Genomic DNA, 25064 nt, shown 5'->3' on the forward strand with positions numbered 1-25064 from the left:
CGCCATGACCGAACCTTCCGCCGACGCCCTGCAGCGCGGCCTTGCCAACCGCCGCCGCGTGCTGGGCGATGAATGGGTGGACCAATCCGTGGCGCGCGCCAACGAACTGAATGTGGAGTTCCAGCGCATGATCACGGCCTATGCCTGGGACGGCATCTGGAGCCGCCCCGGCCTGGAGCGCCGCACGCGCCGCATCATGGTGCTGGCCATCACGGCCTCCATGGGCCGCTGGGAAGAGTTCGAGCTGCACATCCGCACGGGCCTGCTGGCCGACCCGGCCGATGCCGAGGCCGCGCCGCTGGATCTGGACACCATCCGCGAAGTGCTGCTGCAGACCGCCGTCTATGCCGGCGTGCCCGCAGGCAACACCGGCATGGCCATCACGCTGAAGATCCTCAAGGAGCTGGGGCGCACGCCCGCGCCGGCCAGCTTTCATCCACCCACAAACGCGACCTGACGCGACCTGACGCGGCCTGAACGGACTCAGGCGGCCGGCGGCTGTTCCTCGGCCGCAGCGCCCGGGTAGCGCGCAAAGCGCCGGTTCTCTGCGCCATGCACCGGGTCCTGCTCGGCCCAGGGCCATCCGCCGAACTGGGTGCGCCGGTAGTCCTGCATGGCCTGCATGATTTCCTGCTGCGTGTTCATCACGAAGGGGCCGTACTGCGCCACGCTCTCGCCAATGGGGCGGCCCTGCAGCACCAGGCATTCCACGGCGTCGGCGCCGCTGTTGTGCAGCTCCCAGTCCTGCGTGGCATCCACATGCAGGGCCGCATGCCCGGCCAGCGCCGTGGGCCCGACCTGCAGTGCCTGGCCTGCAAAGAAATACAGCATGCGCTGCGTGTCCACGCCGGCTGCGCGCGGCAGCGTCCAGCGCGCGCCGGGCTCCAGACGCAGCGTCCAGATGGCCACGTCGCCCTCGGGTTGCGAGGCCCAGGATTCGGGCGGCGGCGGCAGGGCGGCCGCCGTGCCGGGCAGGCTGCCTGCGACCACGGTGACCACGGTCCTGCGGCCTGCGGCGTCTGCATGCTCCAGGCGCGGGATGCGCTCGTTCCAGAACATGGTGAAGTGCGGCTCCACCATCTTGGAGCGCGCAGGCAGGTTCAGCCAGATCTGGAACAGCTCCAGCGGATTGGGCGCGTCGCTGTTGAGCAGCGGGAACATCTCCGAATGCTGGATTCCCTTGCCGGCCGTCAGCCACTGCACGTCGCCGCCGCCAAAGCGCGCGGCCGCGCCCAGCGAATCGGAGTGGTCGATCAGGCCCTTGCGCACCATGGTCACGGTCTCGAAGCCGCGGTGCGGATGGCCGGGAAAGCCCGGCACGCCATCGCCGTGGTACATGGAAAAACCGTCCTTGCGGCTGAAGTCGCTGCCCATCTGGCGGCCCTCCAGGTCCACGGCCTGCACGCCCAGGCGGCCATCGCTGGGCGGATAGGCATCGTCATGGTGGGCACAGAACAGGAAGGGGTCCATGGTGGGCCACAGCGGGCCCAGCGGCTGGCTCTGGAGGACGGGGGTGGTGGCTGCGGTCATCGTGGCTCCTGTGAGGCTGCGCCCGCAAGAAAAAAGGGGGCGCTGCATTCTCGGACAGATGCGGCCCCCGCGCCCGTTTTGAAAGCCACCATGGCTGGGACAGTGCGGCCCAGGAATGCAACGCCCGCCGGGTCAGTTGCGCGGCGGCGTCACCAGGCCCTTTTGCACGGCCGGGCGCGCCACGAAGGCGGCCAGCACGCGCTGCAGCTCGGGAAAGCGCTCCCAGCCCAGCAGTTCGGCCGCGTTGTAGCCCTGCTCCACCACCATGTTGCGCACCCAGGGCCACAGGGCGATGTCGGCAATGGTGAACTGCTCGCCCATCACCCAGGCGCGGCCTGTGAGGCGGCGCTCCAGCACGCCCAACAGGCGCACGGACTCGTTCACGTAGCGGTCGCGCGGGCGCTTGTCCTCGAAGTCCTTGCCTGCGAATTTGTGGAAGAACCCCAGCTGGCCGAACATGGGGCCGACGCCACCCATCTGGAACATCAGCCACTGCAGCGCTTCATAGCGCGCGGCCGGGTCGGCGGGCAGCAGCGGGCTGCCGGACTTCTCGGCCAGGTAGACCAGGATGGCGCCCGACTCGAACAGCGCCAGCGGCTTCCCGCCCGGGCCTTGCGGGTCCAGGATGGCCGGGATCTTGTTGTTGGGAAAGGTGTCCACGAACTCGGACGAGAGCTGGTCATTGCTCTCGAAGCCCACGCGGTGCGCCTCATACGGCAGGCCCATCTCCTCCAGAGCGATCGACACCTTGACGCCGTTGGGCGTGGGCAGGGAATACAGCTGGATGCGGTCCGGCTGCGTGGCCGGCCACTTGCGCGTGACGGAAAAGGCGGAAAGCGGATTCTTTGGAGTCATGGGGCACCTTGAAGGCTGGACGGGTTCGCCAAGAAATCGATGGCCGCTGCATCGTAACGTTCGGCGCCCAGCCATGCTTGGCACGCTAAATAATGGCGGGCCCGGCCCTGCCGCCGGGTCATAACAATCAACGGAGACATGCATGACAAGACATTCCACCCGCCGCCACGCACTGGCCCTGCTCGGCACCACCGCCGCCGCCTGGGCGGCCCTGCCCCTGGTCGCCACAGCGGCCGGCTACCCCGAGCGCCCCGTGACCGTGGTCGTGCCCTACTCGCCCGGCGGCGGCGTGGACATCATCACGCGCCTGGTCACGCCGCCCATGGCCGAGCTGCTGGGCCAGTCCCTGGTGGTGGACAACAAGCCCGGCGGCGGCACCAACATCGGCATGGGCGCGGTGGCACGCGGCGCGGCCGACGGCTACCTGCTGCTGACGGCGTCCAACACGCTGACCACCAACAAGGCGCTGTACGCCAAGCTCAATTTCGATCCGCTCAAGGACCTCATCCCGGTGGGCCGCATCGGCGAGGCGCCGCTGGTCGTGGTGGTGAACGCCAAGTCGCCCCACAAGAACCTGGCCGAGCTGATCGCCGCCGGCAAGGCCAAGGCCGGCGCCCTGTCCTATGGCACGGCTGGCGTGGGCAGCTCGGGCCACATGGCCAGCGCCCTGCTGGAGCGCGCAGGCGGCTTCCAGGCCGTGCACATCCCCTACAAGGGCGGCTCGGCCGCCGTGACCGACCTGCTGGGCGGGCGGCTGGACTTCATGGCCATCAACCCGCTGGAGGTGGCAGGCCATGTGGGCAGCGGTGCGCTGCGCGCCCTGGCGGTGCTCAACCACAATGGTTCGCGCCTGCTGCCGGGCGTGCCCACGGCACGTTCGCTGGGAGTGAATGTGCAGGCCACCGTGTGGTGGGGCCTGGTGGCGCCGGCCGGCACGCCGCCGGCCGTGGTGCAGGCGCTGAACCAGGCTTTGAACAAGAGCCTGGCCCAGCCCGCCGTGCTGCAGAAGCTGGCCGACATCGGCGCATCGCCCATGGGCGGCACGCCGGCCGAGTTCGGCGCCTTCATTCAGGCCGAGAGTGCCGAGCTGGGCGAGGTGATTCGCGCCGCCAATATCCGCGCAGACTGAGGCGCGGGCGAAGGTGCGCCGCTGCGCTCAGCGCGGCGCGACGGGCTTCTGGACCAGGGCCACGCTCAGGCCGTCCGGCGTCACCGTGATGGCGCCGGGCTCCATGTTCAGCGAGTCCATCAGGGCCAGTTCCTTGTCCTGCAGCTGGTAGAGCACGAGCTGGCCCAGCGCCTGCTCGGCCAGCGCGCTGGCGTAGGTGGTGAGCATGTCGCTCATGGCGGGCGCCAGATCATTGATGACCAGGCTGTTGACCTTGATCTGGTGGGCGCGCAGCGTGCGGTCCGTGGGCTCGTAGCGCAGCGCGAAGTCCAGGTTCAGATGGCCACCATAGCCCTGCTTGAGCACGGGCCCCGACAGATCGGCCTGCAGCACCGCATTGAGCGCGTTGCGCTCGGGCAGCAATCCCAGCACCGGCGAATGCAGCTTGAGCTGCAGCATGCCGGCCACGGGGAACTGCCGGGGAAAGCGCTGGGCCACCACCTCCTGCAGCCTTTGCCGCGAAACCGAGACATTCCCAGGTCCGGACTTTCCCGAACATCCGGTCGCGGCCAGGCTCCAGCCCGCTGCCACGACCATCAATAAAAAGCGGCGATTCATCACGACAGCACAAGCCTCAGAAAGCCCGACACGAAACCCTGAAGCGCCATGCATGCCATACGCATGGCGCTATGTTTTTTGAGAGCGACATTGTCCCGCCAGGGGCTATTCCCTGTCCCTGCAGTGGGTGTTGCCCGGCACCTGCGCGCAGCCACTTCGAGAACGAAACGACATAGCAGCTAGTGCCCGCCGGACATAGGCAGTACCGGCTCCCATACGGAAACTCGGCCGCTCGCAAAGTTCCCGCCTTCCAGAAGAAATCAAGGAGACACCATGAAGAAGAAGAACATCGCCCTCGCCCTGCTGGCCACAGGCTGCGCGGCCGGCCCCGCCCTGGCGCAGTCCACCAGCAGCGTGAGCCTGTACGGCATCATCGACGTGTCGGTGCGCGCGCAAAGCGGCCTGTCGGGCGCCAATGCGCCGGCTGCGGGCAGCATGGGCTCGGTCAACAGCGGAGTGGGTCCCACCAGCCGCTGGGGCATACGCGGCAGCGAGGACCTGGGCGGCGGCCTGCGCGCCATCTTCAACCTCGAATCCACGCTGGGCGCCGACGTGGGCGGCATCGGCGGCGTGGCCGGCACCTTCGACCGGGCGGCCATCGTGGGCCTGGCCGGCCACTGGGGCGCGGTCACGGCTGGCCGGCAGAACACGCTGATCTCCGACTCCGTGGGCCTGGTCGATCCCATTGCCCTGCGCTTTGCGGGCCTGAACCCCAACATCCAGGTCACCAGCCTCACGGGCCATGGCCTCAACAACGAATGGGGCGCCACCAACACCAAGGTGGGCTCCAACCGCGTCAACAACTCCATCAAGTACTCGGGCAGCTTTGGAGGCCTCACGGCGCGCGCCATGTACAGCTTCGGCGAGACCGGCGTGTCGGCCTCCCGCCTGGACACGCGCGGCCTGGGCCTGGACTGGCGCCAGGACGATCTGGTGCTGACCAGCGCCTACACCCAGTTCCACGACGCCAGCGGCCGCACGCTGGACGCCGCCAACATCGGTGGCGCCTGGAGCCGTGGCGACCTGCGCCTGATGCTTAACTACGGCCGCAACAAGGCCGAGACCAGCGACACCGCGAAAACCACGAACAAGATCCTGGCCGTGGGCGCACGCTATGCCGTCACGCCCGTCATCGGCCTGAACGGCGGCTACTACAAGGTGGACCGCGAGCGCACGGGCCAGGGCGACGACGGCTTCCAGCGCCTGATCGGCTTCGTGGACTACCAGCTGTCCAAGCGCACCAGCCTGTTCCTGGAGCTGGACACGACCAAGTGGAAGAACGGTTACCAGGGCGCAGGCAACAAGACACGCGCCAGCGGCATCAGCCTGGGTATCACGCATTCCTTCTGAAAAGCCCTTCCCGTCCAGCTTTGCCGCGCCCTTGGGCGCGGTTTTTTTATCTATTCATATATCCATTCATGGATTTGCATAAATCCTTGATTTTCAATAAATTAACCCCTTGTTTCATCCATTCATGAATTGATTCCCCATGGCCACTGAAGACCTCTCCCTGCAGGTGCTGGCAGCACTGCGCCGCCAGGGCGGTGCGCTGGCAGCACGCGAGTTGCAGCAGATGCTGGGCGTGAGCCAGCCCACGGTGTCGCGCGCGCTGGCACCGCTGATCCAGTCGGGCCAGGTGCGCAAGGTGGGGGCGGCGCGCACGCAGCGCTATGTGCTGCCGCGCCAGGTGGCGGGCGTGGGCGCCGAGGTGGCCATCATGCGCGTGGACACCGAAGGCCATGCATCGCCCTTTGGCCGCATGATCGCCCTGCACGGCGGCGGCTTCTGGGTGGATGAGGCCGACGGCCTCAGCGAGCAGCACGACGGCCTGCCCTGGTTCCTGGACGACATGCGGCCCCAGGGCTTCATCGGCCGCAGCTTTGCGCACAGCCACCCCGAACTGCAGCTGGGCGGCGACCCGCGCCAGTGGGGCGAGGACGATGTGCTGCGCGCCCTGGCCCGCTTTGGCGAAGACCTGCCGGGCAACCTCATCGTGGGCGAAGCCGCCTTCGAGCGCTTCCACTCCCTGCCCGCGCGCACGCTGCGCGCCGCCTCGGCGGCCGACTATCCGCGCCTGGCCATGCAGGCCATGCAGGGCACGCATCCGGGCTCGTCGGCGGGCGGCGAGCAGCCCAAGTTCTGCTGCATCACGGCCGGGCGCAGCGTCATCGTCAAGTTCTCCCCGGCAGGCAACGCGCCGGCCGAGCAGCGCATCCGCGACCTGCTGGTCTGCGAGCACCTGGCACTGCAGACCCTGGCCGAAGACGGCCTGCCCGCAGCGCGCACGCGGCTGTTCCTCGATGGCGGCCGCGCCTTCCTCGAATCGGAGCGCTTCGACCGCAGCCAGCCGGCGCCACGCGATGTACCGGGCGATGTGCCAGTCTCACAGGCCCACCCGGGCAGCAACCCTGGACGCATCGGCATGGTGTCCCTGCAGGTGCTCAATGCCCAGTACGTGGGCGAGGTGGACAACTGGGCAGCCACGGCCAACCGCCTGGCCGCACGCGGCCTCATCACCGAGGCCGACGCGCGCAGCCTGCGCCTGCTCGAAGCCTACGGCCAGCTCATCGCCAACACCGACCGGCACTACGGCAACATCTCCTTCGTGCTGCCGCAGCCCCATGGCGACTGGGCGCTGTCGCCCACCTACGACATGCTGCCCATGCTCTACATGCCCATCAACGGCGAGATCGTGGAGCGCGACTTCGGCGCCCAGCCCCAGCGCCCCACGGCCGCCACGCTGGCCGAATGGCCGCATGCCCAGGCGCTGGCACGCCGCTTCTGGCAGACCGTGGCGCAGGATGCGCGCATCTCCGGGGACTTTCGCAACATTGCCACGCGAAATCTTGAATTCATGAGTGCCTGATTGACAGGCACCAGCAATGAAATCCGAATACCAATCTGTGAATAACACCGGTAATTTCTCTTGAAAAACCTGTGCGCATCATCTTGATAAACATTTGCACAAGCTGTGCTTTGACTGCGCAAAACCTGCCATCCACAAGGGCCGTACGCCACCGCCTGCACAATCGAAGGCTTCCTCATCCGACAAGAGCCTGGCCACCGATGACAAGCATTGCCCCTTCTCACGCCGCAGACCCGCGCATCGCCGACGTGCTCAGCTACTGGCTGGGCTCCGCGCATCCCGACAACGCGGGCGCCCTGGCCTGCAAAAACCTGTGGTTCATCAAGTCCGATGCCACTGACGACCAGATCCGCGAGCGCTTCGGCGCCCTGGTCGAAGATGCACTGGCCGGCCAACTGGACGGCTGGGCCGGCACGGCGCTGGGGCGGCTGGCTCTGATCGTGTTGCTGGACCAGTTCACGCGCAACCTGTTCCGGGGCACGGCACGCAGCTTTGCAGGCGACCCGCAGGCGCTGCAGCTGGCGCTGGATGGCATCGCCCTGGGCCATGACCGGCATGCCGACCTGCCAGCCGTGGCGCGCATCTTCTGCTACCTGCCGCTGGAGCATGCCGAAGACCTGGCCCTGCAGGACCGCAGCGTGGCTGCCTTCCAGGCCCTGGCCGACGAGGCCGGTGACGCTGGCGGCGAGGGCGTGCGCGAGTTCCTGGCCGGCACGCTGGACTACGCCCACCGGCACCGCGACGTCATCGTGCGCTACGGCCGCTTTCCGCACCGCAATGCCATCCTGGGCCGCACCAGCACGGCCGAGGAACTGCAGTACCTGTCCCAGCCCGGCTCAGGGTTCTGAGAGCGCAGCGGATCTCCTTCACCCACAAAAAAAGGGAACGTGCCAACGTTCCCTTTTTTGCTTTCGGCGCGCTGCCGGCATTCAGGCCGGCTGCGCCTGCGGCTGGCGCTCGCCGCCCTTGCGCTCGCCATCGCGCATGCGCAGCGCCCAGCGCTCGATCGTGTAGAACGACAGCGCCGACAGCGCCACCGAGATCGCCAGTCCCAGCGCCACCACCACGGGCCACGAGAAGTCGGCGCGCAGATAGCGCACCACCGGGTAGTGCCAGAGGTAGACGCCATAGGACAGGCGGCCCAGCTTCACCAGCGTGGGCGACGACAGCATGTCGAAGACCAGGCCCGAGCCCTGGCTTGCCGCCACCAGCAGCACCACGGCGGCGCATTCCACCACGGTGATGCCCCAGACCATGGCGTCCTGGTTGTCCCATTGCAGCGCCATCAACAGCGGCACGGCCAGCGGCACCCACATGGCGTGGTGCATGCGCGCCTTCAGTGCAGCGATGAAGTCGGGCCGCTCGATCATCACCGCCGCCAGCAGCGCACCGGCGAACAGGCCCGAGGCACGGGTGTCGAAGCGAAAGAAGATCTCATAGAAGTGCTGGCCCTGGTCCACCCAGTACACGCGCCACAGCCAGCTCAGCGCCCACAGCAGGGCAATCGGGCGCCACAGACGGCCCGGCTTGGAAAAGCGCAGCAGCAGCACCAGCAGCGGCGGCCAGATCAGGTAGAAATGCTCCTCCACCGACAGCGACCACATGTGCAGCAGCGTGTCCGGGCTGTCGAAGAAGGCGATGCCGTAGTCGGCCAGATAGAGGATGGAGACCAGCGCATCGGTGTAGATGTCGTTCAGGTCCGGCCACAGCAAGGGCGCGAAGATGCAGTACGCGCCCAGGAACAGGGCCAGCGCCGGCATCAGGCGATAGAAGCGGCGGCGGTAAAAGCGCCAGAAGCCGATGCGGCCTTCGGATTCGTTCTCCATCAGCAGCAGCGAGGTAATCAGATAGCCGCTGAGCACGAAGAACAGGTCCACCCCGAAGAATGCGCCATCGAACAAAGGCGCATGGGAGTGCGACAAGATCACCAACAGGATCGCCACGCCCCGCAGCCCGTCAAGGGCGGGGTTGTAGTGCAGTTTGAAATCCTTGACCACCAAAACCGGACACCTTTCCAACGCCGGGGCATAAGCCCCGGGCCATGAACAAACCCCATGAAAAATGGAGCACGCGGACATGGCGCAGCCGTCCCCGGGAGGGTCGCAACGCATGGTCCAGCGCGATAAGAGAGACGGCACGCCCCAAGGTTCCCGGCGGATGCTGTGACCAGCAATCCGCGAGCCGCGGCTGCGGCGCACCTGGAGGATGCGGGCCGCCTCTACGGGCGGCCCTGCGTGCACGAACATGCCCTGCAGTGCAGGGCAATGGCTGATGAATTTCAGCGAAATCCGATTTTAGCCATCACCGCCTGCGGGCCAGGTTCGATGGACATTCGGCCTGGAGTCCTGGGTCATCCCGCCCCGCCGCCTGTCCACCTCTCATCGCACGCAGCGAGTATGGGCAGCGCACCGCGGCCGGAACGTAACAGGAAGTTGCCGCCAGCGCTGCTGTGCCCTGCCTCACGCCGCCCTGCGCCGCCCTGTTGAGCCACTGGCGAACACAGGGCAAGGGGAGTTGGATGCGCCGTCAACAATTTGGAACAAAACGCCACCAATCCCAATGAACACCAGCATCTTCCGCTATCGTTTTTAACAAGCAGGCGGACAAACGGAAGAGATCGCGTCCTGCAGACCACGGCGCGCGTCACTGTCTGTCTGCACCGGCTGCTGGTTCTTGGCCCGCAGATAGTGCTCGGTGAACAGCGCCAGGTAGCTCTCCAGCGCACGGCCCGCGCGCCGGTCACCCACGTCGCCCGTCAGCTCCAGGCACAGGGCCGCCACCTCGCTGGTGCAGAAATGGTCTTCGCGCTGCGAGCGGCGCAGACGGTACTGCGACACCTGATCCGGGTGCAGGCTCAGCACCGGAAAGCGGTCCAGGTAAGGGCTCTTGCGGAACATCTTGCGCGCCTCGGGCCAGGTCGCGTCCAGCAGGATGAACAGCGGGCGCCGGCCTGGGTCGGGTTCGGTCCCGGCCTGGGCTCCGGCCCGGGGCGCCGGCAGCGTATGCACCACGCGCTGCAGCGGCTCCACGAACTCGCCGGGAAACACCACATAGGGCTGCCACTGCGGATCATCGAGCAAGGCCAGCAGGCCCACATCGGCCTCGGTGCGCGCCCAGCCGAAGGCGTGCGTCTGCTCCACCACATCGGCGATCAGCCAGCCCGTGTTGCTGGGCTTGAGCGGCTCGGCATCGTGCATCAGCAGGCAAAAGCCCGCCCGCGTCGGCAGCATGGGACGCAGCGCGCAAAGGCAGTACGAAGGCCGCAGCCGGCATCCCTCGCAGCGCTCGCCGCGCGGCCCGCCGCGCGACAGAAACGGCCGCGTGCTGCGCGCCAGCCGCTGCGTGCGCAGCCGCGAGACCGCATGCGGCGCCACGCCGGAGTCCACGCCGCGCAGATAGGACAGAGGCACGCAGGCATCCTGCGCCGAAGCAGGCACAGCTGACATTTCCAGGCTCATCCCACGCTTTCCAGCTCGAACAGCGGCAGCTCGGCGCGGCGGCTCAGCCACACGCCGCCTCCCAGTTCCTTGAAATGCTCGGCCAGCCCGCGCCGGTACAGATCGGCCCGGTGGCGGAACAGGCGCGGATCGGTCAGATCCTCATCGATCACGCCACGTTCGTAATCCTCGCGCGCCACCGCCTCCACATACAGACCGCCTCGGCTCAACCGCCCCAGATTGGCCAGCGCGCGCTTGAGATCCGGCGGGCTCAGATAGGGCAGCACGCCCTGGCAGATCACCAGATCGAAGGGCTCTGCAGGATCATGCGCCGCATAGTCCACCACCGAGCCGCGCTCCCAACCGAAGCGCCCGCACAAGTACTCGCTGAACTCCACGCCGTGGTAGCTGGCACCGGGGAAGTGGCGCTGCACCGCCTCGCGCCAAAGACCGATGCCGCAGCCTACATCCAGCACGCGGCGCACGGGCACGCGCACATAACTCAGGTAGGAACAGACGAAAGCGCCCAGACGGTTCACATGCTCGGTATCGACCACGCTGGTCTTCTTGTCGAAGTAGTAGCGCTGGTAGTACGCCTCGTCGAACCACTGGTCACTTGCTGATTGCACGCATTCTCCTTGGGGGTGAGCGCCCGGTGGGCGCGTTCGGGCGGGAGTATGGCGCAGAGGGGTTTGTATATGCCGGGATGCGGTATTCGCTCAGGCCTTGGGCGGCCGATGCAACAGGCACAGCTTGTTGCCATCCAGATCCCGCACATAGGCCAGGTACAGCCGGCCACCGGGCGAAGCCTCGCGCCAGCCGGGCGGATCCTCGCAGGTCACGCCCCCGGCTGCCACGGCTGCGGCATGGGCCGCGTCGGCCTGCTCGGGAGACTGCGTCGCAAAGCCGATGGTCGCGCCATTGCCGTGGCAGGCAGACTCGCCGTTGATCGGTGTGGAAATGGCAAACGTGCCGCCCGCGCTGCGGTAGAAATAGCGGTTCTTGTTGGCCATGCCCGGCGCAACGCCGAGCGCGCCCAGGAATGCGTCGTAGAACTGCTTGGATTTTTCGAGGTCGTTGACCCCGACCATGACGTGGCTGAACATGCCTGTGTCTCCTTGGTTGATGCGAACCGGGATGTTAGCTGCGGCACGCCGTCCTGCTGTCACCCATGCGCGCCAGCGACCATACTGTCGCCCCCGCCACAGCCGGCGGACATTGCACCGATACCGCGATACCGAAACCATGCGCCTTCTTCACACTTCCGACTGGCACCTGGGCCAGCACTTCATGGGCAAGAGCCGCCAGGCCGAGCACGCTGCGCTCATCGACTGGCTGCTGGAGCAGGTCGATGCCCAGGCGGTGGATGCCGTGCTCATCGCGGGCGATATCTTCGACACCGGCGCGCCGCCCAGCTATGCGCGCGAGCTGTACAGCCAGTTGGTGGTGCGCCTGCATGCGGCGGGCGTGGCCCTGTTGCTGCTGGGCGGCAACCACGACTCCGTGGCCACGCTGGCAGAGAACCGCGAGCTGCTGGCCTGCCTGGACACCACCGTGGTTGCCGCCGTGGGCGAGACGGCCAGCCACGTGGTCGAGCTGCCGCTGCGGCGCCGGCCGGGGCAGCCGGCCGCGCCCGGCTGCATCGTCTGCGCCCTGCCGTTCATGCGCCCGCGCGACCTGGTGCTGAGCCAGCCCGGCCAAAGCGCCGAGCAAAAGCAGCAGGCGCTGCAGGCCGCCATCGAGTCCTGCTACCGCAGCGTGCACGCCGCCGCAATGGCACGCCGTGACGCGCTGGCCGCCGCATCCGGCCAGCGCCTGCCCATCATCGCCACGGGCCATCTCACCACCGTGGGCGCCAGCAGCAGCGAGTCCGTGCGCGAGATCTACGTGGGATCGCTGGATGCCTTCCCCACCTCGGCCTTTCCGCCCGCCGACTACGTGGCCCTGGGCCACATCCACCAGCCGCAGAAAGTGGGCGGCCTGGAGCACATCCGCTACAGCGGCTCGCCCATTGCGCTGAGCTTTGACGAGGCCCGCCAGTCCAAGCAGATGCTGCTGGTGGACCTGGGCCCCGAAGGGCTACAGGCCGTCACGCCGCTGCCCGTGCCCTGCTTTCAGCCCATGGCCTCGGTGGCAGGCAGCCTGACCGCCTTGCCGGATCTGATGCGCGCCACCGCCCAGGCCGGCAGCCCTGCACGGCCCGTGTGGTTGGAGGTGGTGGTGGAGCAGGACGACTACCTGCCCCAGCTCACCGACCGCGTGCAGGCCCTGGCCGACGAGCTGCCCGTGGAACTGCTGCGCGTGCGGCGCCAGCGCGGCCGGGCGGTGGCCGGCATGGCCGCCGCCGCCGGCGAGTCGCTGCACGAGATCAGCCCCGCCGACGTCTTCGAGCGCCGCCTGGCGCTGGAAACACTGGAGCCCGGCCTGGCCCAGGCCCTCACCCGGCGCTACCAGGAAGTGGTGGCCGGGCTTGATGCGCCCCAGCCAGGCGCCGGCGAACACGGCGAGGAGGCCCGCGCATGAAGATCCTTACGCTGCGGCTCAAGAACCTCAACTCGCTCAAGGGCGAATGGCGCATCGACTTCACGCAGGCACCGTTCGCGGGCAACGGCCTGTTCGCCATCACCGGGGCCACGGGCGCGGGCAAGTCCACCCTGCTCGATGCCATCTGCCTGGCGCTGTACCACCAGACACCCAGGCTGAACAACATCTCGGCATCGGCCAACGACCTCATGACGCGCCACACGGCCGACTGTCTGGCCGAGGTCGAATTCGAGGTCAAGGGTCAGGTCTACCGCGCCTTCTGGAGCCAGCGCCGCGCACGCGACAGGCTCGATGGCGCACTGCAGGCGCCCAAGGTGGAACTGGCCCGGGGCGACGGCATCATCCTCAGCAGCCAGACGCGCGACAAGCTGGAGCAGACTGCTGCCATCACGGGCCTGGACTTCGAGCGCTTCACCAAGTCCATGCTGCTGGCCCAAGGCGGCTTTGCAGCGTTCCTTGAAGCCAATGCCAACGTCCGCGCCGGCCTGCTGGAAGAGCTGACAGGCACCGAGATCTACGGCCTCATCTCACAAAAAGTCTTCGAACGCGCCCGCGATGCGCGCCAGCGCCTGGACCAGCTCAAGGCCCAGGCCGATGGCGTGGAGTTGCTGACGCCCGAGGCGCGCGATGCCCTGCAGGCCCAGGCCGACAGCCTGGTGACGGAGCAGGCCACGCTGCAGGCCGACTACCTGCGCACCCAGGCCCAGCACCAATGGCAGCAGCAACTGGCCCAGGCCACCCAGACACTGCAGGCCGCCCGCACCGGCTGCGCAGACGCCGCCCAGGCACTGGAGCAGGCCACGCCCGAACTGGAAAGACTGGCCCATGACGAGCCCGCGCAGGCGCTGCAGCCGCTGCACCAGGCCTGGCAGCGCAGCACCGCCGCCTGCGATGACAGCCGCCAGCAACTGCAGCAACTGCGCGAGCACGAACAGCAGACCCAGGCCCGGCTGCTGCTACAGCACCGCCATGCCCAGGCCCTGTCCGCCCGCCTGGCCCAGGCTGCGCAAGACACCCTGGCCCGCCAGCAGACCGAGCACCAAACGCTGGAACAGTTCTGCACCCACCATGCAGCCCATGCCCTGCTGGGCGAGCGACTGGGCAGTTGGCGCCAGCAGTTCAAGCTGCGCGCCAGCCAGCAACAGCAAGCGGCCAACCAGCAGCAGGCCCTGCGCAAGCTGGATGCCGAACAGGCCCGCATGGCGCAATGCGCCGAAGCCGGCACGGCCCAGGTCCAGGCCGCCACCGACGCCCAGGCCCGCGCCAGCGCCGCACTCCAGCACGCGCAGGACGAACAGGCGCAGCGCCTTCAAGGCAGCGGCGGCATGGCCGAGCTGCGCGCGCGCGAGCAGGCAGAGCAGGACCGCCTGCACCTGTGGCGCCAGGCAGAAACCCAGGCCGCGCAGCGCCGCGAACTTGCGCGCCAGCAAGCTGCGCTGGAGCAGGCATTGCGCGATGGAGAGGCACAGGCGCGGGCGCAGGACACATCGCTGCAAGCCCTGCGGCAGCAGTACAAGAGCGTCAAGGAACAGGTCGCGGACAAGCAGACCCTGCTCCTGCAGGAGCAGCGCATCCAAAGCCTGTCCGAGCACCGCCACGCCCTGCAGCCCGGCCAGCCCTGCCCGCTGTGCGGCGCGCACGAGCACCCGGCCGTGGCCGCCTACGAAGCGCTGGACGCCTCAGCCACCGAAGCCGCGCTGCGCCGCAAGCAGGATGAACTCGACGCCCTGCAAACCCAGGGCGAAACCGCCCGCGCCACGCTGGCCGCCACCACGGCCGCACAGGCTGCGCGCCAGCGCCAGGCCGACGAACTGGAACAAGACATCGCACGCTGGCACGGCACATGGCACGACACATGGCCGGGCCTCACGCAACCCCTGCAACTCGCGCCAGACAGTTGGCAACAGGCCGACACCCTCGCCGCATCGGCCCAGGCCTGCGCCCGCCAGCTGGACACGCTCAAGCGCGCCGTGCAGGCCGCCGAGCAAGGCGAGCAGGCCGTGCAACAGGCCAAGGACGCCGCCCAGCACAGCCGCCAGTCACTGCAGACCGCGCAAGGCCAGCTTGCGCTGCAGCAGCAGGCCCTGGCCGACCACAGCGCACGCCGCGAAGAACTGCAGCAATCCATCGCCAGCCTGCAGGCCGAAGCCCAGGCGCTGAACGCGCAGTTGCAGGCCTCACTCGGCGAGGCCGGCCACACCCTGCCCGACGACGCCCAGCCCTGGCTTGAAGCGCGCGAAGCCGAATGGCAGCACTGGCAACAGGCCCGGCACGACCTGCAGCAACTGGCCCAATCCATGGCCTTGCAGCGCAAGGAATGCGAGGCGGCCGAGGCCGAGGCGCAGCGCTGGAGAAAACAGTGGGAAACACAGTGGGAGGCACAGTGGGAGGCGCAGAGAACGGCGCAGCCCCATCCCGCCGATACGGCTGTGGCAGAGCCGCCTTCACTGCCCTTGCCGCCCGTGGAACAGCTGCCGCAGGCCCTGGCCGAATGCGCCAGCGACATCGCCGCTCTCACGCGGCAGCAGGTTGCCCTGCAAGGCCAGCAGCAACAGGCCCAGGCCACGCTGGCCCGCCAGCGCGAGGAAGCGGCCCAGGCCGAATCCGCATGGCAGGCCGCCCTGAGCACCAGTCCCTTTGCTGACGAACCCGCCTTCCTGCAGGCCCTGCTGCCCGCACCCGAACGCCAGCGCCTGGCCGCGCTGCGCCAGCAGTTGCAGGCGGCACAACAGCGCGCGGCCACCCTGCTGGAAGCCGCACAGCGCGAGCACACGGATCTGCAGGCCCAGGCCCTGACCGACCTGGCACCCGAAGCCATCCAGGCCCTGCTGCAAACACTGCAGGAGCGCCATACGGCACTCAGCGAACAACTGGGCGGCGCCCGCGCTCAGCTGGCCGACGACCAGCGCCGCCGCCAGGGCCAGCAGGCCCTGTTCGAGCACATCGCCGCCCAGGCGAGCGACAGCGACCTGTGGCAGCACTTGGACGGCCTCATTGGCTCGGCCAAGGGCGACAAATACCGGCGCTTTGCCCAGGGCCTCACCCTGGACCACCTGCTGCACCTGGCCAACCTCCACCTGGCACGCCTGCACGGCCGCTACCTGCTGCGCCGCAAGCCCGAGGGCGAGCTGGAACTGGACATCGTCGACAGCTGGCAGGGCGACACCCCGCGCGACACGCGCACGCTATCGGGCGGCGAGGCCTTCCTCGTCAGCCTGGCCCTGGCCCTGGCGCTGTCCGACCTGGTCAGCCACAAGACCTCCATCGACTCCCTGTTCCTCGACGAAGGCTTTGGCACGCTCGATGCCGACACGCTGGAGATCGCGCTCGACGCACTCGACCGGCTCAACGACAGCGGCAAGATGATCGGCATCATCAGCCACGTGGAGGCGCTCAAGGAGCGCATCGCCGTGCAGGTGCGGGTGGAGAAAGGCGGTGGCGTGGGGCATTCGAGGCTGGTGGTTTCGTCGTGATGCGGAACTGTCACCAAACTGCCTCCCAACGCCTGCACCATCCTGCGGGCACGGCCTGCGTGGCCGCCGTTCACTCCTTTTCAAGGACCGTTCCATGCAAGTGCGCTTTCCCAATCCCTTCGGCCTGGCCCTGCCCGACGCCCAGGCGGTGCGCGAGTACCAGGCCGCGCAAGGCTTCTCCGACGCCTACGCGCAGTTCCTGATCACGCAGAACGGCCTGGACTTCGACCGGCTCGAAGCGGCGCCCGACCGCGAGGACTACCTGCAGGCCGACGACGAGACCGGCGACAACCACGCCTGGCTGCGCACCCTGCACCACTTCCGCGCAGGCTCGGAGCACTGCGACGTGGAGGACCACCAGCGCGAGAACCTGTTTGCCGCGCACTTCATGGTCATTGGCCATGACCCCGGCGGCAACCCCTTCGTGGAAGTGCTGCACGGCGCCTTCAAGGGCCGCATCGGCAGCCTGGACCATGAGCTGTTTGCAGGCTGCGAGGACCTGGAGCAGTTCCTCGAAGAAATGGAACTGAGCGGCTTTGCCGCCGCCAGCGTGGACGAACAGACCGACATGCTTTGCGACGAAGACCAGGGCCTGATCTGGTTCCACGCCAGCAGCCTGGACAGCTTCGTGCAGCAATGCGTGTTCTGCGACGAGGACGGCTCGGGCTTCGTGGTGGACGAGCCGGGGTTGGAAGAGGATTGAGCCACGGGGCGGGGAGGCCGGTGCTCGTGCGCAAAGGAAACCACTGCGCATTGGCATGACCGGTGGCTTGGCGTTCGCGTGCAGTTGCTCGCAACCGGCCAATCAGGCATGCCAGAATGCCCGGCGCCTTTGCGGCCATCGTCATTGCATCGGCATCAGGCAGCCCGGCCTATTCGGATTCAGGACCTCCACATGCGAGCAAAAAAGCTGACAACCCTGGCACTGGCAGCCTGCATCCCTCTGTGGAGCCTCGCCACGGAAATCATTCCTCAACCCGATGAACGCGCCTTGCGCGAGGAATGCAGTGCCCACTCCCAGGCCGGAATGCGAGACTGCCTGGCGCGCAGGCTCGCAGACAGCCACAAGGCCTTGAAGCAGGCCGAGGAACAGGCAGCCAGCGCACTGGGGCAATGGGATGAGGATGCCAAATATGCCGCCCAGGCCAAGGCCAGGCTGTCCGCCTCCGGCAAGGAATTCACGCAGTACCGCGATGCCCAATGCAGCTGGCTTGCTTCTCTGGCTGGCGGCGCAGCCGGCAACGCGACGGAGATCAGGCGCCTGTCCTGTGCTGCAGCACTGAACTTCGGGCGGGCCGCGCAGCTGCGCGATGCCACATCCGAGCTGCCGTTGAAATAGCACGGAGCGCCCGCTGCGGGCGCGCCTGAGGTGCGTGTCAGTGGAACTTCACCGGCTGCACCCCCCGGTGCTTGGGCCTGACCACCACGGTGCCCGCAATCTTGTCGTGCCAGCCTTGCTTGCGCGGGTCAAAGGCCACCCAGATCAGCCCCAGGCACAGCGGGATGATGGACACGAAGTAGGCCAGGTAGCGAATGATGGCCTGCCGTGTGCTCATGTCCGCGCCGGTCTGCGCGTCCACGATCCTGGCGGCGATGAGCATCTTGCCCGGCGTGGCCTGTTTCTTGATCCAGAAGATGACGACGGCAATGGCAGGCAGCACCCAGGAGATGACGAAATCGGCCGGGCCGTGCAGCAGTTTTTCGGATTCCAGGTATTCCCAGCCATAGATGGAGATCAGGGCCGGAAGCATGAGCACGAGCAGGATCACGGTGTCGATCAGCGCGGCGCCGGTGCGGGCCCAGAAGCCCACGTATTCGAGATCGTCATCCTGCATGGTGCGCCCTGGTTGGCATATGAGGCTGCCAGTGTGCCACCTCGGTGCCCCGCCAGAAATGCCGCGCAAGGCCAGGGCCTGCGCGACAGGGTTGCGGCGGCCTGTCGGTCGAACTATCGATCGAATACCGCCTGCAGGTCCTTCTGCCCCGTCACGCCGGACTGCAGCGCCAGCATCAGCAGGATCCGTGCCTTGGGCGCGCGCAGGTCGTCGGCCATGACGGCGCCGGCCTCGAACGAGGTCTTGCCGCCGCCCTCGAAGCCGTAGCTGGGCATGACGCGGCCGTTGTGCACGCGCGTGCTGACGACCACGGGCACGTTCTTGCCGATGGCGTACTTGGCGGCCTCGAGCATGGCGACGTTCATGTTGCCCATGCCCAGGGCGTCGATGACGATGCCCTTGACGCCACGGTCCACCGCCTGGCGCACGGCCTGGCCGTTGGCGCCGCCGTACATGGGGAAGATTTCCACCTCGGGCATGGTCTGCGCCTGAATGGGCAGGTGCTGGCGGCGCGCGGGGGTGGAGGCGAAGTTCACGCGGTCCGGGTAGACCTCGCCCAGAAAGCCGAATTCACCCGAGCGGAAGGTCTCCACGTTGGCCGTGTGTGTCTTGGTGACGTAGCGCGCGGCGTTGATCTGGTTGTTCATGGCCAGCATGGCGCCCTTGTCGCGCGCCTTGGGGTCCACGGCGATGCGCACGGCGTTGAGCAGGTTGCGCGGCCCGTCGAAGTCGGACACCGAGGCATTGCGCTGCGCGCCGATGAGCACGACGGGCTTGGACGACTGCACGGTCAGGTCCAGCCAGAAGGCGGTTTCCTCCAGCGTGTCCGTGCCGTGCGAGACGATGGCGCCGGCCACCTCAGGGCGGGCCAGCGCGGCCTGTACGGCCTGGGTGAGCTGCACCCAGCGGGCCGGGTCCATGTAGTCGGAGGGCACGTTGGACAGGTTGTTGACCTGGATGCGCGCGTACTTGCCCACGTCGGGCACGGTGGCCAGCAGGTCGTCGCCCGAGATCGCGGGCACGGGCGCGTTCTTGACCGGGTCGATCTTCATGGCGATGGTGCCGCCCGTGGCGATGAACTGGACCACGGGCTTGTCCTGGGCGGCGGCGCTGGTAGCAATCATGGGCAAGGTGCAGGCAGTGAGCAGGGCGAGGGCGGTGCGGCGGAAGGCTTTCACGGGTGTTGTCTCCTTGTTGTGATGTCAAGGAGCATGCTAACCATGGCGTGCGGCCGGCCCGCGCTGCCGGCCCTGCGTGAAACCCTGATGGACAGGCGCGATCAGCGCGCATCAACGCATCAAAGCGCCAGCGCGGCCTCGATGTCCGTGGACAGCTTGGCCGGCGCATCCTGCGGCGCATAGCGGCGGATGACCTGGCCGTCGCGGCCAACGAGGAATTTGGTGAAGTTCCACTTGATGGCCTTGGTGCCGAGCACGCCCGGCGCCTCGGCCGTGAGCCAGCGGTACAGCGGGTGGGCGTTTGCGCCGTTGACGTCGATCTTGCCCATGAGCGGAAAGCGCACGCCAAAGTTCAGGTCGCAGAAACTGGCGATTTCCGATTCGCTGCCCTTTTCCTGGGAACCGAACTGGTTGCAGGGAAAGCCCAGCACCACCAGGCCGCGCTCGCCGTACTGCTCATGCAGCGCCTGCAGGCCGGCGTACTGCGGCGTGAAGCCGCAGGCGCTGGCGGTGTTGACGATGAGCAGCACCTTGCCGCGGTAGTCCGACAGGGGGACAGCCTGGCCCGTGATGGAGGTGGCCTCGAAGTCGTAGGCCGAGCGGGGCGCGGCGGCGGTGTCATTCATGCGGGTGCTCCTGGAGTGGAGCGCCCATGGTAGCGCCGGGACACCCAGGGGCGCGCTGGCCGGGCATGGGGATGCGGACTTGTCTCACAGACAGCAGGCGACCAAAAACTTACCTTGGAAGGCAACAGGCGGGCACATCGGCCCGCCTGGTCCCGTTTCGCTGGCAGGTGTTTACAAGCCGCATAGGCGCATGCCTGCCGTAGTTTCCGTCCCACGATGAAGAGACCACGTATGAACCCCAACAGCACCCCCACGAAGCAAGCCAAATCCAATGCCGGCAACGGCCACCTGGCACTGGACCCCAAGGCCCTGGAGGCCGCCAAGCACAGCCTGGACGATGGCGCCGTGACCCCGCACTTCGGACCCTGGCGCGAGGACATCATCAAGCTGCTCAATGACTCGCTGGCCACCGAGCTGGTGTGCGTGATGCGCTACAAGCGCCACCACTTCACGGCCGTGGGCCTGGCTTCGCCCGCCATTGCCGACGAGTTCCTGGTCCATGCCAACGAGGAAATGGCCCACGCCGACAAGCTGGCCCAGCGCATCGTGCAGTTGGGCGGCGAGCCCGACTTCAACCCCCAGACGCTGACCCAGCGCAGCCATGCCGACTACAACGGCGAGACGGACCTGAAGGCCATGATCCGCACCAACCTGATCGCCGAGCGCGTGGCCATCGAGGCCTACAGCCAGATGATCGACCTGATCGGCGACAAGGACCCGACCACGCGCCGGCTGATCGAATCCATCCTGGAGCAGGAGCAGGAACACGCGGACGAGCTGTCCGACTGGCTGGAGAAATAAGCACTTCCCGCCAGTACCCGCCAGCCCGACAATACCGGGGCTTGGCCCATAGGCAAGGCACCCCGCGCGAGCGGGGTGCCGTTTTTTTGGGCATTCTCTCGGCTTCGCGGAATGGTCCCGCCCTATCGGCCCTGATGTCCTGTCATCAGGGCCGTCTTGCAATATGCGCTTTTCTTTCAATGACTTGAAGCTGCCCGACGCTGTGCTCACAGCCTGGCAAAGGCTGCTGGCCAGCCGCATCGGCCAGCGCGTGGCGGCCCTGCCCTGGTGGCACCGCTGGCCCACGCGGCGCGAATGGCTGCTGTTCGCCGCCGCGCTGCCGCTGCTGTTTGCGCTGTATGTGCTGGCCCTGATCCCGTTCACGCCCGGCATCCGCGACATACGCAAGGCCAAGCTGGAGCAGCCCGCCCAGATCATGAGCGCGGATGGCAAGCAGCTCGCGCAGTTCAAGCGCAGCAACCGGCAATGGGTGAAGCTCGACGAGATGTCGCCCTCGGTGATCAAGGCGCTGATCGCCACGGAGGACCACCGCTTCTACGAGCACCACGGCATGGACTGGCGGCGCACGCTGGGCTCGGTGGTGCACACGCTGCGCGGCGATCCGCAGGGCGGCTCCACCCTCACCCAGCAGCTCGCACGCAACCTGTACCCGACCGAAATCGGCCGCGCGCCCACGCTCAACCGCAAGCTCAAGGAGGCGATCACGGCCTTCAAGATCGAGGCGCTCTACACCAAGGACGAGATCCTCGAGACCTATCTGAACACCGTGCCTTTCCTCTACAACGCCTTCGGCATAGAGATGGCGGCGCGCACCTATTTCGACAAACCGGCCGCGCGGCTGACGGTGCTGGAAAGCGCCACGCTGGTGGGCATGCTCAAGGGCACGAGCTACTACAACCCGGTGCTCAACCCCGACCGCGCGCTGTACCGCCGCAACACGGTGCTGTCGCAAATGGTCAAGCGCGGCGTGCTGCAGGAGGCCGAGTTCGCCCAGCTCAAGAAGCGCCCCATGCGCATCAACTTCGAGCGCCAGGAAGAGCCCCTGGGCATGGCACCCCACTTCGCGCAGCAGCTGCGCAAATGGCTGATCGACTGGGCCGACCGCAACGACTACAACATCTACACCGACGGCCTGGTGGTGCACACCACCATCGACTCGCGCCTGCAGAACTGGGCCAACCAGGCCGTGGCGCGCCAGACGCGCACGCTGCAGGGCGTGGCCAACGGCGCCTGGAGCCAGCGCGACGGCTGGAATGCCGCCAACCCGCTGGTGCAACAGCTGGTGCGGGAGACCCCCGCCTGGCGCGCGGCGCGCAAACGCGCGGACGGCCAAGGCAAGGACAAGGTAACGGACAAAGACAGCGAGGAAGACACCCTCAAGGCCCTGCTGGCCGACAAGGCCTTCATGAAGCAGCTGCGCGAGGACAAGACCCGCGTGCAGGCAGGCTTTGTGGCGCTGAACCCGGCCACCTCCGAAGTGCTGGCCTGGGTGGGCAGCCGCGACTTCACGCAGGACGCCTACGACCATGTGCAGCAGGCACGGCGACAGCCCGGATCGACCTTCAAGCCCTTTGTCTATGGCGCCGCGCTGCAGCAGGGCGCCACCCCCGACGACAAGCGCGTGGACGGCCCCGTGGAAATCAAGCTGCCCGGCGGCGAAGTCTGGCGCCCCACCGACGCCACGCCACCCACGGGCCGCGAGATGACGCTGCGCGACGCCCTGGCCTACTCCAAGAACACCATCACCGCCGAAGTCATGCAGTCCGTGGGCCCCGCCCGCGTGGCGCGCCTGGCGCGCGCCCTGGGCGTGCGCCAAAGCCCGCTGGACGAAGTGCCCGCCCTGGCCCTGGGCAGCAGCCCCGTGTCACTGCTGGAAATGGTCAACGCCTATGCCAGCCTGGCCCACGGTGGCCGCTGGCTGCCGCCCATGATGGTCACGCGCATCGAGGACGCCGAGGGCAAAGTCATCGCCGAATTCAGCCCGCCCAAGCCCGAGCGCGCGCTGGACGAAGACCACGCCTACGCCCTGGTGGACATGCTGCGCGCCGTGGTGGACAAAGGCACGGCCGTGGCCGTGCGCCAGCGCTACGGCATCCACGCAGACGTGGCCGGCAAGACCGGCACCACCCAGGGCAATGCCGACGGTTGGTTCATCCTCATGCACCCGGAAATCGTCACCGGCGCCTGGGCCGGCTTCAACGACCCGCGCATCACCCTGCGCAGCGACCGCTGGGGCCAGGGCTCGCGCAGCGCCCTGCCCATGGTGGGAGACTTCATGTCCCGCGCCCTGCGCAGCCCTGTCATCGACGCCAAGGCCCGCTTCGAGCCGCCCGAACAAAGCCACTGGTGGTCCGACATGGTCGGCCGCCTGCGCGAACGCATGCAGGACTGGTGGCCTGACCAGCCGCCGCCCGCACAGCCCGGCCAACCCACCACCCCGGAGCCAGCACCGGCCCCTGAACCCGCACCCGAGCCCACGGAGCCACCCGGCCCGGGCCTGTCGCCCGGCGAGGAAATCATAGAAAGCACTCCCACCCTGCCCGCCCCCAGCATCCCCCTCACCCAGGGCACACTGGGCCCCACGGACCAGCGCGCAGTGCAGGAAGCCACCCCCGCCACGCCAGCCCTGCCCAGCGGCGAAGACGTCCCCGCAGGCACCGGCGTAGTGATCACGCCGATCCAGCCCTGACCCTGCTGGCTGCTGGCTGTTGGCTGCTGGCTGTTGGCTGTTGGCTGTTGGCTGTTGGCTGTTGGCTGTTGGCTGTTGGCTGTTGGCTGTTGGCTGTTGGCTGTCCTTCAGCCTCTCCCCTTCTGCCCACGCCTGCGTTGGGCGGGATGCGGGGTGGCAGCCCTGCCGAAGGACAGGGCTGCTTCGTTGTCTAGCTCGCCGTGATGTTTGAGTGAAGCGCGCAGCGCGCAACGAGTTTCACGGCGCACCCCGCATCCCGCCCAACGCAGGTCGCCCGTAGCGAAGCGAAGGGTCGTGGGCAGTGGGGCGCGCTTCTTTGCCTACTTTCTTGCCGCGCGGCAAGAAAGTCGGTCGGCCGCCGGGCCGAAACCCGGCCTCGAAAAACAACCACCCGGCAGGGACAAATCCGGCGAAAGAATCAAAGCACAAACCGAGTCACCGCGAAGTCCGCGTATGACTCACATTGGCATCCACAGTCCCAAACACCGTCACCCCACTGCCACTGGACGCCTGGCTCCCCGAAACATCCCCAGGCACCCCGCCCGCACAGCCAGCCAGCCCCACACTCAAGGCCACCAGCACCATCGCGGCCAGCCCACGCATGCCGTACTTCATCGCAATCTCCTTCATCTCCGGCGCAACCGACCGGCACAGCCCATGTTAGCCGCGCCAACCCGCCGCCCCGTGAGCGAAGGTAATCACCCTTCCAGGTAAAGCGCAGCCAGCCGCTCGCGTGCAGCGCTGTCGATGCCCAGCGCATCCCGCAGATACCCCTGCATTCCACCGAAGTCGGCCCGCACCATGTCGGTGGCCGCCGCCAGGTAGGAGGCCTGCACGCGCCACAGCACATCCATCACCTCGGCAGGCATGGGGGCGAAGGTGGTGGCGGGGCGCTGGTAGAGCTGGTTGGTCAGCAGGTAGTCCTGCATCACGGTGTCCTCGTCCACGCCCAGCGCGGTGAGCAGCAGAGCGGCGGCCCAGCCCGTGCGGTCCTTGCCGGCCGTGCAGTGGAAGACCAGCGGGTCCTGGCTGTCCAGCAGCAGTTGGAACAGCTGTGCAAAGCGTGGCGCGTAGTCGTGCACGAAGCTGCGGTAGGTGTCCTGCATCAGCTCCTCGGCATGGGCGGCCGTGAGGTCGTTGCCTGCAGCGATCAGGGCACTGGCGCGCTGCACCACGGTGGGCTCGACGATGAGCGCATGGCGGGCAATGCCCGGCCATTCGTAGGCCAGGTGGGCGCTTTCCATCTTGCCCCGGAAGTCCGCGCTGCGCGCGAGCTTCAGGCCCTGCAGCACGTCCAGGTCCGCTGCGCTGAGGCCGGCCAGGTGGTCGGCACGGAACAGCGTGCGCCAGCGCACGCGCCGGCCATCCAGGCCCGCGTAGCCACCGAGGTCTCGGAAGTTGGAGGCGCCGTCCAGGCGGATGGAGCGCGAGGGCGCCGGGGAAGAAGCAGCGGCGGCAGCCGCTGCCGGGGTGAGCATTTCGGTATCCATGCCCGCTAGATTAG

The 25064-nt window shown here is 67.7% G+C and carries 22 protein-coding genes; 11 read left to right on the forward strand and 11 right to left on the reverse strand.

The features are described 5' to 3' along the window. The first annotated feature begins 4 nt into the window (after positions 1 to 4). The gene (locus tag DA1_RS14725) at positions 5 to 457 is read left to right on the forward strand and encodes a carboxymuconolactone decarboxylase family protein (RefSeq protein ID WP_034389828.1); all 453 of its coding nucleotides are present in this window, start codon (positions 5 to 7) and stop codon (positions 455 to 457) included. 26 nt (positions 458 to 483) lie between these two features. Here the strand turns inward: DA1_RS14725 and DA1_RS14730 are convergent, their stop codons facing one another. Together DA1_RS14730 and DA1_RS14735 are read right to left on the reverse strand one after the other, a co-directional pair. Then, complete coding sequence (locus DA1_RS14730) at positions 484 to 1530, reverse strand: pirin family protein (RefSeq protein ID WP_034389827.1); 1047 nt, start codon at positions 1528 to 1530, stop codon at positions 484 to 486. A gap of 132 nt (positions 1531 to 1662) precedes the next feature. After that, complete coding sequence (locus DA1_RS14735; RefSeq protein WP_034389826.1) at positions 1663 to 2385, reverse strand: glutathione binding-like protein; 723 nt, start codon at positions 2383 to 2385, stop codon at positions 1663 to 1665. 142 nt (positions 2386 to 2527) lie between these two features. On the opposite strand from DA1_RS14735, the gene DA1_RS14740 reads away from it, so the two are divergent. Further along, positions 2528 to 3514: a Bug family tripartite tricarboxylate transporter substrate binding protein gene (locus DA1_RS14740; protein ID WP_013804548.1), complete on the forward strand. Its 987-nt coding sequence runs from the start codon at positions 2528 to 2530 to the stop codon at positions 3512 to 3514. 27 nt (positions 3515 to 3541) lie between these two features. Here the strand turns inward: DA1_RS14740 and DA1_RS14745 are convergent, their stop codons facing one another. Next, positions 3542 to 4111 carry a DUF1439 domain-containing protein gene (locus tag DA1_RS14745; RefSeq protein WP_065346849.1) on the reverse strand — a complete coding sequence of 190 codons (570 nt, stop codon included), beginning with the start codon at positions 4109 to 4111 and terminating at the stop codon, positions 3542 to 3544. A gap of 273 nt (positions 4112 to 4384) precedes the next feature. Here DA1_RS14745 and DA1_RS14750 point away from each other — a divergent pair, with 273 nt between their 5' ends. The 3 genes from DA1_RS14750 (at position 4385) to DA1_RS14760 (ending at position 7825) form a co-directional block, all read left to right on the forward strand. Further along, positions 4385 to 5461 carry a porin gene (locus tag DA1_RS14750; RefSeq protein ID WP_034389825.1) on the forward strand — a complete coding sequence of 359 codons (1077 nt, stop codon included), beginning with the start codon at positions 4385 to 4387 and terminating at the stop codon, positions 5459 to 5461. Between the two features lie 139 nt (positions 5462 to 5600). Beyond that, positions 5601 to 6977 (forward strand): type II toxin-antitoxin system HipA family toxin YjjJ, encoded by a 1377-nt coding sequence (gene yjjJ / locus DA1_RS14755; protein WP_034389823.1) that lies wholly within the window; start codon positions 5601 to 5603, stop codon positions 6975 to 6977. Between the two features lie 200 nt (positions 6978 to 7177). After that, entirely contained in the window at positions 7178 to 7825 is a 648-nt protein-coding gene (locus DA1_RS14760; RefSeq protein WP_034389822.1) for a DUF924 family protein, read from the forward strand. Positions 7826 to 7906: 81 nt separating this feature from the next. On the opposite strand, the gene DA1_RS14765 is transcribed toward DA1_RS14760, so the two are convergent. From DA1_RS14765 to DA1_RS14780, 4 genes are all read right to left on the reverse strand, one after another. Continuing rightward, a complete protein-coding gene (locus DA1_RS14765; RefSeq protein WP_013804553.1) occupies positions 7907 to 9055 on the reverse strand; it encodes an acyltransferase family protein in 1149 nt (382 codons plus the stop codon). A 510-nt stretch (positions 9056 to 9565) separates the two neighbouring features. Further along, positions 9566 to 10423 carry a tRNA-uridine aminocarboxypropyltransferase gene (locus tag DA1_RS14770; protein ID WP_155294168.1) on the reverse strand — a complete coding sequence of 286 codons (858 nt, stop codon included), beginning with the start codon at positions 10421 to 10423 and terminating at the stop codon, positions 9566 to 9568. A gap of 8 nt (positions 10424 to 10431) precedes the next feature. Continuing rightward, positions 10432 to 11043 carry a class I SAM-dependent DNA methyltransferase gene (locus tag DA1_RS14775; protein ID WP_013804555.1) on the reverse strand — a complete coding sequence of 204 codons (612 nt, stop codon included), beginning with the start codon at positions 11041 to 11043 and terminating at the stop codon, positions 10432 to 10434. 90 nt (positions 11044 to 11133) lie between these two features. Beyond that, positions 11134 to 11520 (reverse strand): VOC family protein, encoded by a 387-nt coding sequence (locus DA1_RS14780; protein ID WP_013804558.1) that lies wholly within the window; start codon positions 11518 to 11520, stop codon positions 11134 to 11136. 139 nt (positions 11521 to 11659) lie between these two features. On the opposite strand from DA1_RS14780, the gene sbcD reads away from it, so the two are divergent. The 4 genes from sbcD (at position 11660) to DA1_RS14800 (ending at position 17770) form a co-directional block, all read left to right on the forward strand. Next, positions 11660 to 12937, forward strand: a complete 1278-nt coding sequence (sbcD, locus tag DA1_RS14785; protein WP_034389820.1) for an exonuclease subunit SbcD — start codon at positions 11660 to 11662, stop codon at positions 12935 to 12937. Continuing rightward, the gene (locus tag DA1_RS14790; RefSeq protein WP_034389818.1) at positions 12934 to 16431 is read left to right on the forward strand and encodes an AAA family ATPase; all 3498 of its coding nucleotides are present in this window, start codon (positions 12934 to 12936) and stop codon (positions 16429 to 16431) included. The genes sbcD and DA1_RS14790 overlap by 4 nt, the downstream gene beginning before the upstream one ends. 94 nt (positions 16432 to 16525) lie before the next feature. After that, positions 16526 to 17134, forward strand: a complete 609-nt coding sequence (locus DA1_RS14795; RefSeq protein ID WP_034389815.1) for a hypothetical protein — start codon at positions 16526 to 16528, stop codon at positions 17132 to 17134. A gap of 78 nt (positions 17135 to 17212) precedes the next feature. Continuing rightward, a complete protein-coding gene (locus tag DA1_RS14800; RefSeq protein ID WP_230590701.1) occupies positions 17213 to 17770 on the forward strand; it encodes a lysozyme inhibitor LprI family protein in 558 nt (185 codons plus the stop codon). A gap of 37 nt (positions 17771 to 17807) precedes the next feature. On the opposite strand, the gene DA1_RS14805 is transcribed toward DA1_RS14800, so the two are convergent. From DA1_RS14805 to DA1_RS14815, 3 genes are all read right to left on the reverse strand, one after another. Further along, positions 17808 to 18266 carry an RDD family protein gene (locus DA1_RS14805; protein WP_034389813.1) on the reverse strand — a complete coding sequence of 153 codons (459 nt, stop codon included), beginning with the start codon at positions 18264 to 18266 and terminating at the stop codon, positions 17808 to 17810. A 113-nt stretch (positions 18267 to 18379) separates the two neighbouring features. Beyond that, complete coding sequence (locus DA1_RS14810) at positions 18380 to 19444, reverse strand: asparaginase (protein WP_034389811.1); 1065 nt, start codon at positions 19442 to 19444, stop codon at positions 18380 to 18382. 119 nt (positions 19445 to 19563) lie between these two features. Next, the gene (locus DA1_RS14815) at positions 19564 to 20070 is read right to left on the reverse strand and encodes a glutathione peroxidase (RefSeq protein WP_013804566.1); all 507 of its coding nucleotides are present in this window, start codon (positions 20068 to 20070) and stop codon (positions 19564 to 19566) included. 231 nt (positions 20071 to 20301) lie between these two features. On the opposite strand from DA1_RS14815, the gene DA1_RS14820 reads away from it, so the two are divergent. Together DA1_RS14820 and DA1_RS14825 are read left to right on the forward strand one after the other, a co-directional pair. Then, on the forward strand, positions 20302 to 20871 hold the full coding sequence (locus DA1_RS14820) for a ferritin-like domain-containing protein (RefSeq protein ID WP_034389809.1): 570 nt from the start codon (positions 20302 to 20304) through the stop codon (positions 20869 to 20871). Between the two features lie 163 nt (positions 20872 to 21034). Further along, positions 21035 to 23560: a penicillin-binding protein 1A gene (locus DA1_RS14825; protein ID WP_034389807.1), complete on the forward strand. Its 2526-nt coding sequence runs from the start codon at positions 21035 to 21037 to the stop codon at positions 23558 to 23560. Positions 23561 to 24258: 698 nt separating this feature from the next. Here DA1_RS14825 and DA1_RS14835 read toward each other — a convergent pair. Continuing rightward, the gene (locus DA1_RS14835; RefSeq protein WP_034398074.1) at positions 24259 to 25038 is read right to left on the reverse strand and encodes a tyrosine-protein phosphatase; all 780 of its coding nucleotides are present in this window, start codon (positions 25036 to 25038) and stop codon (positions 24259 to 24261) included. Between the last annotated feature and the right edge of the window lie 26 nt (positions 25039 to 25064).

This window comes from Delftia acidovorans NBRC 14950 (genome assembly GCF_001598795.1).
Lineage (GTDB): Bacteria > Pseudomonadota > Gammaproteobacteria > Burkholderiales > Burkholderiaceae_C > Comamonas > Comamonas acidovorans.